The organism is Streptococcus suis, from assembly GCA_002831545.1.
Classification (GTDB): domain Bacteria; phylum Bacillota; class Bacilli; order Lactobacillales; family Streptococcaceae; genus Streptococcus; species Streptococcus suis_P.
In genome coordinates this window covers 2,237,190-2,252,855 of record CP025095.1, presented here as the reverse complement: position 1 = coordinate 2,252,855, position 15,666 = coordinate 2,237,190, and the positions used below count along the sequence as shown (strand labels likewise).

General features: G+C 45.1%; 11 protein-coding genes and 1 pseudogene. 10 read left to right on the top strand and 2 right to left on the bottom strand.

Annotation, left to right across the window (positions count from 1 at the left end; genetic code table 11):
- Window positions 1–19: 19 nt before the first annotated feature.
- The 8 genes and pseudogenes from CWM22_11100 (at window position 20) to rpsR (ending at window position 6,474) form a co-directional block, all read left to right on the top strand.
- On the top strand, window positions 20–1,486 hold the full coding sequence (locus tag CWM22_11100; protein AUC92403.1) for a 6-phospho-beta-glucosidase: 1,467 nt from the start codon (window positions 20–22) through the stop codon (window positions 1,484–1,486).
- 8 nt (window positions 1,487–1,494) lie between these two features.
- On the top strand, window positions 1,495–2,097 hold the full coding sequence (locus CWM22_11095) for a histidine phosphatase family protein (protein ID AUC92402.1): 603 nt from the start codon (window positions 1,495–1,497) through the stop codon (window positions 2,095–2,097).
- A gap of 11 nt (window positions 2,098–2,108) precedes the next feature.
- A pseudogene (locus CWM22_11090) lies at window positions 2,109–2,726 on the top strand (histidine phosphatase family protein).
- Window positions 2,723–4,162, top strand: coding sequence for a 6-phospho-beta-glucosidase (locus CWM22_11085; GenBank protein AUC92401.1), 1,440 nt, complete (start codon window positions 2,723–2,725; stop codon window positions 4,160–4,162). The pseudogene CWM22_11090 and the gene CWM22_11085 overlap by 4 nt, the downstream one beginning before the upstream one ends.
- An 82-nt stretch (window positions 4,163–4,244) precedes the next feature.
- Entirely contained in the window at window positions 4,245–5,234 is a 990-nt protein-coding gene (locus tag CWM22_11080; GenBank protein AUC92400.1) for a lipoate--protein ligase, read from the top strand.
- A gap of 171 nt (window positions 5,235–5,405) precedes the next feature.
- Window positions 5,406–5,696, top strand: a complete 291-nt coding sequence (locus tag CWM22_11075; GenBank protein ID AUC92399.1) for a 30S ribosomal protein S6 — start codon at window positions 5,406–5,408, stop codon at window positions 5,694–5,696.
- Window positions 5,697–5,707: 11 nt separating this feature from the next.
- Window positions 5,708–6,202: a single-stranded DNA-binding protein gene (locus CWM22_11070; GenBank protein AUC92398.1), complete on the top strand. Its 495-nt coding sequence runs from the start codon at window positions 5,708–5,710 to the stop codon at window positions 6,200–6,202.
- A 32-nt stretch (window positions 6,203–6,234) separates the two neighbouring features.
- Window positions 6,235–6,474: a 30S ribosomal protein S18 gene (rpsR, locus tag CWM22_11065; protein AUC92397.1), complete on the top strand. Its 240-nt coding sequence runs from the start codon at window positions 6,235–6,237 to the stop codon at window positions 6,472–6,474.
- Between the two features lie 441 nt (window positions 6,475–6,915).
- On the opposite strand, the gene CWM22_11060 is transcribed toward rpsR, so the two are convergent.
- Window positions 6,916–7,572 (bottom strand): DUF1129 domain-containing protein, encoded by a 657-nt coding sequence (locus CWM22_11060; GenBank protein ID AUC92396.1) that lies wholly within the window; start codon window positions 7,570–7,572, stop codon window positions 6,916–6,918.
- Between the two features lie 15 nt (window positions 7,573–7,587).
- A complete protein-coding gene (locus CWM22_11055; protein AUC92395.1) occupies window positions 7,588–8,532 on the bottom strand; it encodes a magnesium transporter CorA family protein in 945 nt (314 codons plus the stop codon).
- Window positions 8,533–9,545: 1,013 nt separating this feature from the next.
- Between CWM22_11055 and CWM22_11050 the strand changes: the two genes are divergently transcribed.
- Both CWM22_11050 and CWM22_11045 read left to right on the top strand, forming a co-directional pair.
- Window positions 9,546–12,371 (top strand): excinuclease ABC subunit UvrA, encoded by a 2,826-nt coding sequence (locus CWM22_11050; GenBank protein ID AUC92394.1) that lies wholly within the window; start codon window positions 9,546–9,548, stop codon window positions 12,369–12,371.
- A gap of 341 nt (window positions 12,372–12,712) precedes the next feature.
- The gene (locus CWM22_11045) at window positions 12,713–15,613 is read left to right on the top strand and encodes a cell surface protein (protein ID AUC92393.1); all 2,901 of its coding nucleotides are present in this window, start codon (window positions 12,713–12,715) and stop codon (window positions 15,611–15,613) included.
- Window positions 15,614–15,666: the final 53 nt, after the last annotated feature.

Genomic DNA, 15,666 nt, shown 5'->3' with positions numbered 1-15,666 from the left:
TCAGAAGGAGTATTGTGCTATGACAAAACAATTTCCAAAAGGATTTCTTTGGGGCGGTGCGACAGCGGCCAACCAATATGAAGGTGGTTGGAATTTGGGAGGTCGTGGTCCAGCCACTTCCGATACCTATATAGCGGTCGATCCAGATAAGCGGAAGGATATGAGTCACTTTGGTAAGCCTGTCTCGCGGGCTGATGTGGAATTTGCCTTGGCAGATCAAGAAGGACTCTACCCAAAACGTTGGGGTTCTGATTTCTATCATCGCTACAAGGAAGACATCGCCCTCTTTGCAGAAATGGGCTTCAAGACCTTCCGCTTGTCGATTGCCTGGTCTCGTATTTTTCCAAAAGGAGACGAGTTAGAACCGAATGAAGAAGGGCTGGCCTTTTATGATGCGGTCTTCGATGAGCTGAATAAATATGGTATCGAGCCACTGGTGACCCTATCCCACTATGAATTTCCTCTTCATCTTGCTCTGGAATACGGCGGCTGGAAAAACCGTAAGGTCATTGAGTTCTTTGTTCGCTATGCCGAGACAGTATTCAAACGCTATCAGGGTAAAGTTAAGTATTGGCTGACTTTTAATGAGATCAATATTTTGGGCATGGTTGGTTATCTATCAGGCGGTCTCCTCTTTGAAGACGGAAAGAATGACCTAGAAGCCATGTACCAAGCGGTTCACCATCAGTTTATCGCTTCTAGTTTGGCAACAAAAGCTGCCCATGAGATTGACCCAGAAAACAAGGTTGGTTGCATGCTGGCACGGATGGAGAACTATGCAGCCACCTGCAATCCAGACGATGTCTTGGCGGCCTTGAAAAAAGACCAGGAAAATCTCTTCTATACAGATGTGCAGGTGCGTGGAGCCTACCCAAGTTATATGAAACGTTTCTTCAAAGAAAATAATATCCAGATCGTGTTCGAGCCGGGAGACGAAGCGATTTTGAAACAATATCCTGTTGATTTCATGAGCTTTTCTTACTATATGACATCCATCACCCGTGCTCTTCCAGACAAGGACAAGGCAACGGCAGGTAATTTGATACTAGGAGAGGCCAATCCTTATCTGGAAGCGTCGGACTGGGGCTGGCAAATTGACCCTGTCGGACTTCGTATCACCCTCAACAAGCTTTATGACCGTTACCAAGTTCCCCTCTTTATCGTGGAAAATGGTCTGGGAGCCTTGGATAAGGTGGAGGCAGACGGCAGTATTGAGGATGGCTACCGTATTTCCTACCTGGAAAAACACATCCAGCAAATGTATGAAGCTATTGAAGATGGTGTGGAGCTCATGGGCTATACCCCTTGGGGCTGTATCGATCTGGTTTCTGCTTCAACCAGCGAAATGTCCAAACGCTACGGCTTTATCTATGTGGATGCGGATGATCAAGGAAAGGGCAGTTTTGACCGATCACGGAAGGCATCATTCTACTGGTATAAAGATGTCATTGCCAGCAATGGAGCAAATGTATTGACAGAAAAATAGGAGGTCTTATGACAAAAACGATTTATCTCATGCGTCATGGTGAAACCCTCTTTAATACGCAAAAACGAGTGCAGGGTTGGTCGGATTCTCCCTTGACAGAACGTGGTATCGCTCAGGCCCAAGCCGTTGGTCAGTATTTTAAGGAGCAGGGAATCGTCTTTACCAGTGCCTATTCTTCCACGCAAGAGAGGGCTACTGATACACTAAAATTAGTTACGGATGCTCCCTACCAACAGCTCAAGGGACTCAAGGAGATGAACTTCGGGATTTTTGAAGCAAGAGAGGAAGAATTACTTCCCAAGCCTCGTCCTGGAGCTCGTTCTTTCGAAGACCTCTTGGTGCCATTTGGAGGCGAGGACATTCGAGCAGTTGGAAGTCGTGTCAAAGAGGCGATTCTCTCTGTCGCGGAAAGCGATCCAGCTGCTCCAATCCTCATGGTCAGTCATGGTGCAGCTATTTGGGGATTGGTGCAGGTTTTGGAGGTCACCTTCCCACCAGGCGTCTTCCTGCCCAACTGTGCCATTTGCCGGCTGACTGTTGAAAATGGGCAAATAAGATTTGAAAAACTGATTGATTCCGCACATGATTTTAAGGTTTATGACTTTAAGTAGGGAGGTTTAGTATGAACTATCTTTACTTGATGCGTCATGGACAGACACGGTTCAACCTCCAAGGACGGATTCAAGGTGCTTGTGATTCTCCCCTGACGGAAGAAGGAAAGGAACAAGCACGGGCTGCTGGTCGGTATTTTCAAGAGCAGGCTATCTCTTTTGATAAGATTTATTCTTCCACTCAAGAACGGGCCTGTGATACGGCAGAATTGGTTACAGGGAGGACGGACTATGTCCGCTTGAAAGGATTGAAAGAACAGGATTTCGGAGCCTTCGAGGGTCAACAGGAATACCTCAATCCTCCCTTACAGGGAGACATTGGCTATGGTGATTATTTTGTCACCTTCGGAGGCGGATCCTATCGAGATGTCCGAAAACGTATGGAAGAAACCATTGGAGGCATTATGGAAGAAGCGGACAATTAATCCGTTTTAGTAGTTAGCCATGGAGCCGCCATTGCCCAATTTTTCAGACAGGTATTGACAGATTTTCCGCAAGTGCGGATGCGGAATTGTGCCATACTGACTTTTACTTATGAAGACGGTCACTACGATTTGCAAAGCATTGTGGATCCCGTTCATAAAGAAACTCTCTATCAAAAAGAAGGACAGGAAAAGGAGAAAAGATGACAGTAACAAAAGTATTTCCAAAAGGATTTTTATGGGGTGGTGCCACAGCAGCCAACCAATGTGAAGGAGCTTACGATGTAGACGGACGTGGTCTTGCCAACGTCGATGTTGTGCCGATTGGCGAAGACCGATCTGCCATTATCACGGGACGTAAGAAGATGTTTGACTTTGAGGACGGTTATTTCTATCCAGCCAAGGAGTCTATTGATATGTATCATCATTTCAAGGAGGATATTGCCCTCTTTGGTGAAATGGGCTTTAAGACCTATCGTCTTTCAATCGCCTGGTCCCGTATTTTCCCTAAGGGAGATGAGCTAGAACCTAATGAAAAAGGCCTGCAATTCTACGAGGACTTGTTCAAGGAATGCCACAAGTATGGTATTGAGCCCTTGGTGACCATTACCCACTTTGACTGCCCGATGCACTTGATTGAGACCTACGGTGGCTGGCGAAATCGCAAAATGCTTGAATTTTACGAACGCCTTTGCCGTACCCTCTTCACACGCTACAAGGGCTTGGTCAAATACTGGCTGACCTTCAACGAAATCAACATGATTCTCCACGCACCATTTATGGGGGCAGGTCTGTATTTTGAAGAAGGTGAAAATGTGGAGCAGGTCAAATACCAGGCAGCCCACCACGAGCTTGTTGCTTCTGCCATTGCCACAAAATTGGCCCATGAAATCGATCCAGAAAACAAGGTTGGCTGTATGTTGGCCGCAGGTCAATACTACCCACACACCTGTCATCCTCGTGATGTTTGGGAAGGCTTGCAAGAAGACCGTGAGAACTATTTCTTTATCGATGTTCAGGCACGTGGTTACTACCCAAACTATGCTAAGAAGAAGTGGGAGCGTTCAGGTATTGAAATTGAAATGACAGACCAAGACCTAGCACTCTTGAAAGAGCACACCGTTGATTTCATTTCCTTCTCTTACTACTCTAGCCGTGTGGCCTCTGGAGATCCAGCAGAGAAGGAAAAAACAGCAGGCAATATCTTTGCTTCCATTAAGAATCCTTACCTAGACGCATCAGAATGGGGCTGGCAGATTGACCCACTCGGTTTCCGCATTACCATCAACTCTATCTGGGATCGCTATCAAAAACCACTCTTTGTGGTTGAAAATGGTCTGGGAGCAGTCGACACGCCAGATGAAAACGGCTATGTGGAAGACGACTACCGTATCGACTATCTCCGCCAACATGTCCTAGCCATGCGTGACGCCATTGTCGAAGACGGTGTTGAACTTCTAGGTTACACCACTTGGGGCTGTATTGACCTGGTGTCTGCTGGAACGGGCGAAATGAAAAAACGCTACGGCTTCATCTACGTTGACCGTGACAATGAAGGAAAGGGGACCCTCAAACGTTCCAAGAAAAAATCATTTGACTGGTATAAAAAAGTCATTGCAACAAATGGAGCAGATGTGGAATAAAGTAGAAAGACAAGTCTTGGGGCTTGTCTTTTGTTATCGTTTCCACTATAATAAAAATTAGTTAACAATAAAGGAGTTTTGCATGAAATACATCGTAAACAACAGCAACGACCCAGCCTATAACATCGCCCTCGAAGCCTATGCTTTCAAGGAATTGACAGAGATTGACGAGATTTTTATCCTTTGGATCAATGAGCCTGCCATCATTATCGGTAAGCACCAGAATGCTATTGAAGAAATCAACAAGGAATTCACAGACGAAAAGGGCATCCATGTGGTTCGCCGTCTGTCAGGTGGTGGCGCTGTCTATCATGACCTCAACAACCTTAACTATACCATTATCTCTAACAAGGCAGACGAGGGAGCCTTTGACTTCAAGACTTTCTCTAAACCAGTGATTGATACCCTTGCAACACTGGGTGTGGAGGCCAATTTCACCGGCCGTAATGACCTGGAAATCGAAGGCAAGAAAATCTGCGGTAATGCCCAAGCCTATGCCAAAGGCCGTATGATGCACCACGGTTGCCTGCTCTTTGATGTGGATATGTCAGTCCTAGCCAGTGCCCTCAAGGTTAGCAAGGACAAGATTGAATCCAAGGGTGTCAAGTCAGTCCGTGCCCGCGTGACCAATATCAACAACGAATTGCCAGAGAAGATGACCGTTCTGGAGTTCAAGGACGCCATCCTCAACCAAATGAAGCAAGAATATCCAGATATGGACGAGTATGTCTTGTCAGAAGATGACTTGGCTCGTATCCAAGAAATTCGTGACAGCCAGTTTGCGACTTGGGATTGGACCTACGGTCAAACACCAGAATACACTGTGGAGCGCAGCGTTCGTTACCCGGCTGGTAAAATCACAACCTACATCAAGGCTGAAAAATCAGTCATCGAATCTATCAAGATTTACGGAGATTTCTTCGGAATTGGTGATGTATCGGACATCGAAGACTTGTTGGTCGGTACTCGCTACGAGTATGCGGATGTTCTTGCCAAATTGCAAGAAATTGACACAACTCACTATTTCTCACGCATGACGACAGAAGAAGTGGCAAAAGCGATTGTAGCTTAATCCATAGGGCTGCCCTTTGTTTGGGCAGTCTTTATTTTTTGTGAAAATGTTTTCGGCAAACTGTTTTCACTTGCACATTTTCTATATTATGGTATAATTATTTTCTGTGAGTATCCCTCACTTACTCGTGGCTAGACCATGAGTCATTAGACCAAAAGGAGGAACATATCAATGGCTAAATACGAAATTCTTTATATTATTCGTCCAAACATTGAAGAAGAAGCTAAAAACGCTTTGGTAGCACGCTTTGACTCTATCTTGACTGACAACGGTGCAACTATCGTTGAATCAAAAGCATGGGAAAAACGTCGCCTTGCATACGAAATCAAAGATTTCCGCGAAGGTTTGTACCACATCGTTAACGTTGAAGCTAACAACGATGAAGCTCTTAAAGAGTTTGACCGTTTGTCAAAAATCAACGGCGACATTCTTCGTCACATGATTGTCAAACTTGACGCGTAAGAAGGTAGATTATGATAAATAATGTAGTATTGGTTGGTCGTATGACCCGTGATGCAGAACTTCGTTATACTCCGTCTAATCAAGCTGTTGCGACTTTTACTTTGGCGGTTAACCGCAATTTTAAAAATCAAAACGGTGAGCGTGAAGCGGACTTTATCAACGTAGTCATTTGGCGTCAACAAGCTGAGAATTTGGCGAATTGGGCTAAGAAAGGTGCTCTGATTGGTGTTACAGGTCGTATCCAGACACGTAGCTATGACAATCAGCAAGGGCAACGTGTCTACGTTACTGAGGTAGTTGCAGAAAGTTTCCAACTCTTGGAAAGCCGTACTGCCCGTGAAGGTCAAGGTGGAGGCTATTCGGCTGGCAACTCGTTTGCTGGAGGAAATGACTATAACTCGCCTTATCAAGCGCCTGCACAATCTACACCAAACTTCGCTCGAGAAGAAAGTCCATTTGGAGCAAGCAATCCAATGGACATATCAGACGATGACCTACCATTCTAGGTCAAAAATTAATAATATAAAGGAGAACACACATGGCTCAACAACGTCGTGGCGGTTTCAAACGCCGTAAAAAAGTTGACTATATCGCAGCTAACAAAATTGAATATGTTGATTACAAAGATACTGAGCTTCTTAGCCGTTTCATTTCTGAACGTGGAAAAATCCTTCCACGCCGTGTAACTGGAACTTCAGCTAAAAACCAACGTAAAGTAACAACAGCTATCAAACGTGCTCGCGTTATGGCTCTTTTACCATTCGTAAACGAAGATTAAAAAAATGACCCCAACGGGTCATTTTTTCATGAGCATGAAAATACGAAAGCGAATTACAGTCCTTGAATGGACTGTTTTTTCATGAGCTCGGAAATTAGAAGGCGAATCAAGACCCTGATGGGTCTTTTTAGCTTGCGCTCTAGAAATGGGAAAAGCGCAATAACAGTATGGACCATTTTTCTTGCGCCCTAGAAACTGGAAAGGCGCAACGGCGAGAGTGGACCATTTTTTCATGAACTCGAAATTAAGAAAGCGAATTAAGTCCTTGAATGGACTGTTTCAACCCGAGCCAAGAAGTTAGAAAGCGAGGCACAGTCTGGGGATAGACTGTTTCCGCAGATTACATAGACAAGTGACAGCGGATAAAGTTCTTGGGTGATTTGATAGCTGAACTGTATAGATAAACAAAAGCGACTGGAATATTCCAATCGCTTTGTTTTATTATTGAACTGGGGACATGGCATTGCGAATGTTATATTTCTTTTTCAAGAGGTAGCGTGCACCGAAAGCAGCAGCTCCGATAAGAATAGTAACAAGCGGAGGGAGAACTGGGTTAAATGCGGCCGGAATCAGTGCTGCCAGAATGAAAACGACTGACCAAGCCAGAGTAGCAAGTCCGAGAAAAGCGATAGCTTTCAGCAATTTAGGACGTTGCCCAGTTTTAATTTGTTCTCTGTAAACAAAGTGATACATAAAGTACATACCAGCGCCGACACCAAAACCAATGACTAATAGTGTGAGCAAGCCATATTGGGCACCTTGACCAAAAAGATTCATCAAACCATTGATACCAGCAATAATTGCAAGCATGAAAAGACTGGAATCGAGCCACATCAACCATGGATTTTCATTGTATTCCACATGGTCTTTCTTTTCCTGTTCAGAAATTGTCTTACTAGCAGCCCACTCACTTGGTGCTCCATAGAGATTGCGGGCAGTCACGCCAGTTTTTTGCTTTTCAATGATAGTTGGTAAAATTTCTTCCAAGAGTTCTTTGATTTCGCTATCAGACTTTCCATCTTTAATCAGTTGGTTGGTCGCAATATGGATAAATTCTTGGTTCTTTTTTGTTAATCCGTTGATTTCTGTAAATGACATGTTAATCTCCTTAGGTTAAAACCATCTCTTACGGATGAAGTAGAAGGTGAGTGATAGGCTGATTGCAAATGCGAAGAGGATGATCCACCAAAAAGCATAGGGAATATCGTTAAAAGGAATGATGTTGTCCTTAAAGTTCATACCGTATGCAGAGAAGACCATGGTTGGGATAGAGAGAACGATTGTCACTAATGCCAAGGTTTTCATGATGGTATTCTGGTTGTTGGAAATGATAGATGCGAAGGCGTGTGTCATAGAGTTCAAAATAGAACCATAGATATCTGCCATCTCAATGGCCTGTTGGGTCTCGACCAAGGTATCTTCCAGCAAATCTTCGTCCTCTTCGTATTTTCGAAGTAAACGTGAAGAAGAAGCTAATTTCTTAACCAAGCGTTCGTTGGTTTTGAGGGAAGCCTTGAAGTAGACGATGGTTTTTTCCAATTCCATGAGTACAATTAATTCTTCATTTCGAGTGGCCTCATGGAGTTGCTTCTCAATCTCTTCGCTCTTTCTGTCAATGGTCCGTAGGGCTGATAAGTAGAGTTGAGCATTTCGGTAGAGAATTTGGAAAACGAAACGAGACTTCATGAAAGTGAAGAAATTCCGTAGACGACGATGGATAAACTGCTCAAACAGTGGCAATGGTTCCAAACAAGTCGTGATAATCGCATCATCTGTTAGAATAATTCCCAAAGGAATAGTAATATAATATGTCTTGTTGTTTCGTTCTTCAAGAATTGGGACGTCGACCAGGATGAGCGTATAGTCATCTTCGACAGTGATACGAGAGGATTCTTCTGCATCGAGTGGTGCTCGCAGGTCAGCGATGTCAATTTTATAGTGCTCAGCAACTTCCATAGACTCGCTCTGGGAGGGGTTGACCAAATTAATCCAAGCCCCTGGTTCAAAGGTTTGAATTTCTTCTAAATCAGTCATGGTTGATAGAAAAATTTGTTTCATATCTTTGCCCTCCTTTTATCTTTGTTGCGTTAACGCAACCTCTATTATACCAAAAAATGTGCAGTTTCGGAAAGGTTTTATATAGAAATGTGATATAATATGTAGACATTTAAGCGAATTAGTTGTACGGATTTTTCCTTGTTCCGTATACCATAGCTTATAGCCTCTTAAGAAAGGATTCGAATGCGTGCTAAAAGCGTCAAGTTTTATAGGGTTTTCTTAACGTGAGATTTTCAAAACGATATTTTTTGAAAATCGAGTTAATACAAGATATAGAAATTGCCCATAGGCAGTTTCGTCTGGTGACGCGGAGTTAATTGACCGTCACCAGTTATCTTGTGAACGCACTTATATCTAGAAAGGAATTGAACACGCCCTAAACGCTGTGTGAAAAAGTGATGCTTCTTCGTGTTCAAACATGGAGAACAGGCTTCTGCGTCGTAGACATCTGTGCTTTCTTCGGTTTTCGACCTGTGAAAGCACTAGTTGTCTTGACGGGGGTGCGTCTTCGAAATCACAGATTTCGGACTTACCGCCTATTTTCACCTTGCGTTTTACGGGCTCTGTATCTTTAGAAAGGAATTGAACACGGGCTAAACGCTGTGTGAAAAATTGCTGGTTTCTTCATGTTTAAGCATGTGGAACTGGCTTCTGCGTCGTAGACATCTGTACTTTCTTCGGTTTTCAACCTGTGAAAGCACTAGTTGTCTTGACGGGGGTGCGTCTTCGAAATCACAGATTTCGGACTTACCGCCTATTTTCACCTTACGTTTTACGGGCTCTGTATCTTTAGAAAGGAATTGAACACGGGCTAAATGCAGTGTCAAAAATTGCTGGTTTCTTCATGTTTAAGCATGTGGAACTGGCTTCTGCGTCGTAGACATCTGTGCTTTCTTCGGTTTTCGACCTGTGAAAGCACTAGTTGTCTTGACGGGGGTGCGTCTTCGAAATCACAGATTTCGGACTTACCGCCTATTTTGACTGTGCATTTGACGCCCTTTGTATCTTAAACTATGCAAGAAAATATTGTGATTCATGGGGCGCGTGCCCATAATTTAAAAAATATTGATGTGACCATTCCGCGTGAGAAGCTGGTGGTGGTGACTGGGTTGTCGGGGTCTGGTAAGTCGAGTTTGGCTTTTGATACTCTGTATGCCGAAGGCCAACGGCGCTACGTAGAGTCCTTGTCTGCCTATGCTCGTCAGTTCTTGGGCAACATGGACAAGCCAGATGTGGATTCCATAGAGGGTCTCAGCCCTGCTATTTCCATCGACCAAAAAACGACGTCGCGGAATCCGCGTTCGACAGTCGGTACAGCGACGGAAATCAATGATTATCTCCGTTTGCTCTATGCTCGAGTTGGGGTGCCTTACTGTATCAATGGCCACGGAGCGATTGCGGCTTCTTCGGTGGAACAAATCGTTGATGAGGTCTTGGAATTGCCAGAGCGCCAGCGTTTGCAGATTCTAGCTCCGATTGTTCGGAAGAAAAAGGGGCAACACAAGACTATTTTTGAGAAAATCCAGAAGGACGGCTACGTTCGGGTGCGGGTCAATGGTGATGTCTATGATGTATCGGAAGTACCAGAATTGTCCAAGAGCAAGGCTCACAACATTGAGGTCGTGGTCGATCGGATTGTCATCAAAGAGGGCATTCGTTCGCGGCTTTTTGACTCCATTGAGGCGGCCCTGCGGATTGCGGACGGCTATGTCATCATCGACACCATGGACGAGAAGGAAATGCTTTTCTCTGAGTACTATGCCTGCCCAGTTTGTGGTTTTACGGTACCAGAGTTGGAGCCTCGTCTTTTCTCTTTCAATGCGCCTTTTGGGTCTTGTAGCGATTGTGACGGTTTGGGGATGAAGCTGGAAGTGGATACGGATTTGATTGTCCCAGATGCCAGCAAGACCTTGCGTGAGGGTGCCTTGGCTCCTTGGAATCCAATCTCATCCAACTACTATCCTCAGATGTTGGAGCAGGCCATGAACCACTTTGGTGTGGACATGGATAAGCCTTTTGAGGAATTGACGGAAGAGGAGAAGAACCTGATTTTCAACGGCTCGGACGGCAAAGAATTTCATTTCCATTATGAAAATGAATTCGGTGGGGTGCGTGATATTGACATTCCATTTGAAGGTTTGATTACCAACATTAACCGTCGCTACCGTGAAACCAATAGTGACTATACGCGGACGGTTATGAAGACTTACATGAATGAGCTGACCTGTGGAACTTGCCACGGCTATCGCCTCAATGACCAAGCCCTGTCTGTCAAAGTTGGTGGCGAAAAGGGACTGCATATCGGACAATTATCAGACTTGTCCGTGGCGGATCATTTGCAAGTCATTGAACATCTGACCTTGTCTGAAAATGAAGCGACGATTGCGACGCCCATTGTCAAGGAAATCAAGGATCGCCTGTCCTTCCTTAATAATGTGGGTCTTAACTACCTGACCCTTTCACGAGCAGCGGGGACGCTTTCTGGTGGTGAAAGCCAGCGGATTCGTCTGGCGACTCAGATTGGCTCTAACCTGTCTGGTGTTCTTTACATCTTGGATGAGCCATCGATTGGTCTGCACCAGCGGGACAATGACCGCCTGATTGCTAGTCTTAAGAAAATGCGGGACTTGGGTAATACTTTGATTGTAGTGGAGCATGATGAGGACACCATGCGTGAGGCGGACTGGTTGATTGACATTGGTCCAGGTGCGGGTGTGTTTGGCGGAGAAATCGTGGCCTCTGGAACGCCTGCCCAAGTAGCTAAAAATAAAAAATCCATTACAGGCCAGTACCTGTCTGGCAAACGTGAAATTCCTGTACCTCTAGACCGTCGTGTTGGAAATGGTCGATTCTTAGAGGTGACCGGTGCCAAGGAAAACAACCTGCAAGATGTGACTGTTCGTTTCCCACTCGGAAAATTTGTGGCGGTGACAGGGGTGTCTGGCTCTGGTAAGTCAACCCTGGTCAATTCCATTCTGAAAAAAGCTATTGCTCAGAAACTCAATCGCAATTCGGACAAGCCAGGCAAGTTCAAATCCATTTCAGGAATTGAACACTTGGACCGCCTGATTGACATTGACCAAAGCCCGATTGGACGAACACCGCGTTCCAACCCAGCTACCTACACAGGTGTCTTTGACGATATTCGTGACCTCTTTGCCCAGACTAATGAAGCCAAAATCCGTGGCTACAAGAAAGGACGGTTCTCCTTTAACGTCAAAGGTGGACGGTGTGAGGCTTGTTCTGGTGATGGTATCATCAAGATTGAAATGCACTTCCTGCCAGATGTCTTTGTACCTTGTGAAGTCTGTCATGGACACCGTTACAATTCTGAAACCTTGGAAGTACATTACAAGGAGAAAAATATCGCCCAAGTCCTTGATATGACAGTCAATGATGCGGTCGAATTCTTCAAGCATATTCCAAAAATTGAGCGGAAACTTCGCACCATTCAAGATGTGGGCTTGGGCTACGTTACTCTAGGTCAGCCAGCAACGACCCTATCAGGAGGGGAAGCCCAGCGGATGAAGTTGGCTTCGGAACTCCACAAGCGGTCAACTGGTAAATCCTTGTATATCTTGGACGAACCAACGACAGGTCTGCATACGGAGGACATTGCCCAGTTGCTCAAGGTCTTGGCTCGCTTTGTTGATGATGGCAATACCGTGCTGGTCATCGAGCACAATCTGGATGTTATCAAGACAGCCGACCACATTATCGACATGGGGCCAGAAGGCGGTGTAGGTGGCGGTACCGTTGTCGCGACAGGAACGCCAGAAGAAGTGGCGGATAACCCAGCCAGCTTTACAGGACAATATTTGAAAATGAAGTTGAAATAAGCAAGTAAAAAAGAGCCATCGGCTCTTTTTTACTGTTCTTTATCCATATTATTCAAGGCATAGTCACAAGCCTGAATGACAAAGCTTGAGAAACTGACATCTTTTTTGACGATTGCTTCCTCAATTCTATCTACCAACTCTGACGGAAATCGAATGGTTTTGATTTCTGTTTCTTTTTTATCTGATTTTAATTTAAATGCCATTTATTTGCTCCTTGTTACAAGTGTATAGCGAAATAAATGAATATTAAATATTACAAATTGTATTACTAAATGTATTGCAAAAATAAAGAGTGTATAGTAAAATATTTTGGAAGACTATTTCATAAAAGGGAGAATTATATGGTTTATAGTAGAACTCAGCGCATCCAAGAAGAAAAGAATCAGCGTTTACGATATGGGATTCGTAAATTTACAGGCTTAGGAGCCGCATCTGCTCTATTAGGAGTGGGTTTACTAACAAGTTTATCGGTTCATGCACAGACTAAGACGGCAGAGGTTCGTTATGATTATGTAACGACTGAGGAATTGACTGAGGCAGAGAAAAAGGCGATTTTTACAGAGCTTCCAGCTCAGGTGACAGAAGATGTGAACTACTATCTTGTGTATAGAAAAGTAGGGTCTTCAATTTTGCCACAGACAGGAGAAAGCACAGGTGTATTAGCTGGAGCTATTGGGGCAGGCTTGCTACTGGTTGGTGTAACTGTTGGTCGGAAAAATCAACGGATGGTTCGCTCAGCAATGACCTTGACCTTGGTAGGAGGAAGTCTAGTCTTTACTTCTGTATCTGCCGTGACGGTTGCCCAGCTGGCTCAGTATGGTCAAGCTCAAACCTTGACAGTAGGGGCGGCACTCCCAGATGGAAAGATTTCAATTGCAGGTTATGAGTTTGTAGGTTATTTGGAAGGGAAAAAGCAGAGCAGAGAGACAAGTTCAGCACTGCCTATGGGTTCAATAGATAAGGCAGAAGAAAATGAGAATCTACTTGTCCAACCAACCCAACCAGCAGATGAGAACAAATCAGACATCCCAACAGAATCAATTCCGTCAGAGGACAAGGTAACAGACAGCCCAGCAGAATCAACTCCGTCAGAGGATAAGGTAACAGACGCTTCGGCAGAACAGAAACCATCTGAAGACAAGGTTGAAGAAGTTCCAGCAGAAAGTAAGCCAGCGGAGAAACCTGTTGAAGAAACAGGAGGTGGTCAGGTTATCGGTACAGAAGACAAGGTTATTTCAGAAACGGAGAAACCAGTCCAACCAGAAATACCTGCGTCGGTGGAAAAACCAGCTGTACCAGGGGAAACGGAAACGACTGTTACACCTGGTGAAGAGAAACCTGTTAGTCCAGAACTTCCAACTAATCCAGCAGAACCAGATCGACCTGTTGATACAGTTCGAACAGATGTAGAGAAACAGGTTACGGTCATCAAGTATGGAACTAGCTATGTGAAAGATACAAGTTTGCAAGCTGGAGAAAGCAAGGTTCTTACACAAGGTGTGGATGGAAAGGAAATAGTCACCACTAAAGTAACCTATACCAATAATGTAGAGACCGCTCGTGAGATCGTTGCGACTGAAACAATTGAACCTGTTACAGAAGTAATCGCCTATAATGATGAGGTTTCTAAAAATCGAGAAGAGCTTGTCGAGAGCTTGACGACTATTTCATTTGCTACAGAGCGTCGTGCCAATGCTGATCTGGAAGTAGGTTCCGAACGTGTACTGGTAGCAGGAGTTAATGGACAAACCAAGACCCTTACAAAGAAAGTCTATGATTCTACAGGTGCAGTCATTAGTGAAGAAGTGGTCAGCACGGAAGTTATTGCTCAACCAGTTACGCAAGTCATTGAATACGGTACTAAGCCAAAGTCTGTTGTTGAAACAACAGAGGAAACCAAGGTAACAGAGCTTGACTACACTGTTGAAACTCGTCAGAATCCAGACTTGGAAAAAGGTCAAACTCGTACACTTACAAAAGGAAGAAAGGGAACACTAACCCAAACCTACCGCATTACTAAGACAGACGGCAATGAAACGGCGCGCGAACTAGTAAAAGAAGAGCGTGTCGAACCGATAAATGAGATTATTGAAGTCGGTACAAAGGCTGTTGTTCGTTATCAAACTCGCCAAGAAACAAGTGTCATTCCATTTACTACAGAAACTCGTCAGGTGGATAGCTTATTTGAAGGTGAAAGTCGTGAGTTGGTAGCAGGAGTAGATGGTCAGCAAACACAGACCTATAAGGATACCTATGTGGACGGCGTCAAGGTTGCCTCTGAAATGGTGGGTCAACCAGAGGTTATTCAGCCAATTAAGCGTATAGTAGAAGTTGGTATCAAGAAAGAAGAGACGAGTCAAGTTCTGACAGAAACGGAGGTGCTTGCCTATACTTCAATCAAAGAAGAAGATCCGAATCTCCCAGAAGGTGAAACAAAAATCAAAGTTCAGGGAGTAAACGGGGAGCGTAAGGTCCGTATCACACGGGTCACCAATAACCGTACTGGTCAAGTAAGCGAAACCCGCGAGGTTATCTCCGAGACTGCACCAGTCAATGAGGTCCTTGTGGTCGGAACTAAACCTGCAAGCACCAACCTGCTCGACAAGAAGACGCTAACGCTGGATGAGTTCATGAGCCTCACCGAGGAGCAGCAGGACGCCTTCATCGCTAAGAAAGGAACCGTGCCTGGCACGACCATCCGAACTGGCGCAACCAAGGACACCCTTGAGAAGGTGGAGCAGCTCATCAACCTCGACAAGCTCAACGCTGAGTTCGTCAGCCTGCTTAACGCAGCCCGTGCGGCAGAAGGCCTATCGGCTGTAACATACGCAGGTCAGGACTCAGACGCTCAAAACGCGGCGACTGCTCGTGCCAACGAAATGGCGGACCACGGTAGTCTTCGCTACCAAGGGACAGCGGATGGTGCTCACAAGCGCCCAGACGGCTCTAAGTGGACCACCATCTACACAGCAGAGCAGACAGCTCGACAAGGCTGGCGTGGTGAAAACGCACTCCAGATGGGCTCATCACTCAGCGCATACAGCGCCATCAACGAGAGCCGCATCGCCAACAACCTCTTCACTGAGTGGATGAACTCCGCTGGCCACAAGGCCGTCATGATGAAAAACCTGGACAACCTCCAGGTGGCAGTAGGTATCGGACTCAACGACAAGGCTATCGAGACCACCTTCAACCAGGGTGTGACCGTGGCCATGCTGGAATTGGTTGAGCCGAAACCGTAAAGGAACTGAGAAAAATTGTCGAAATTGCATGGATGGTATTATACTATAGGAGA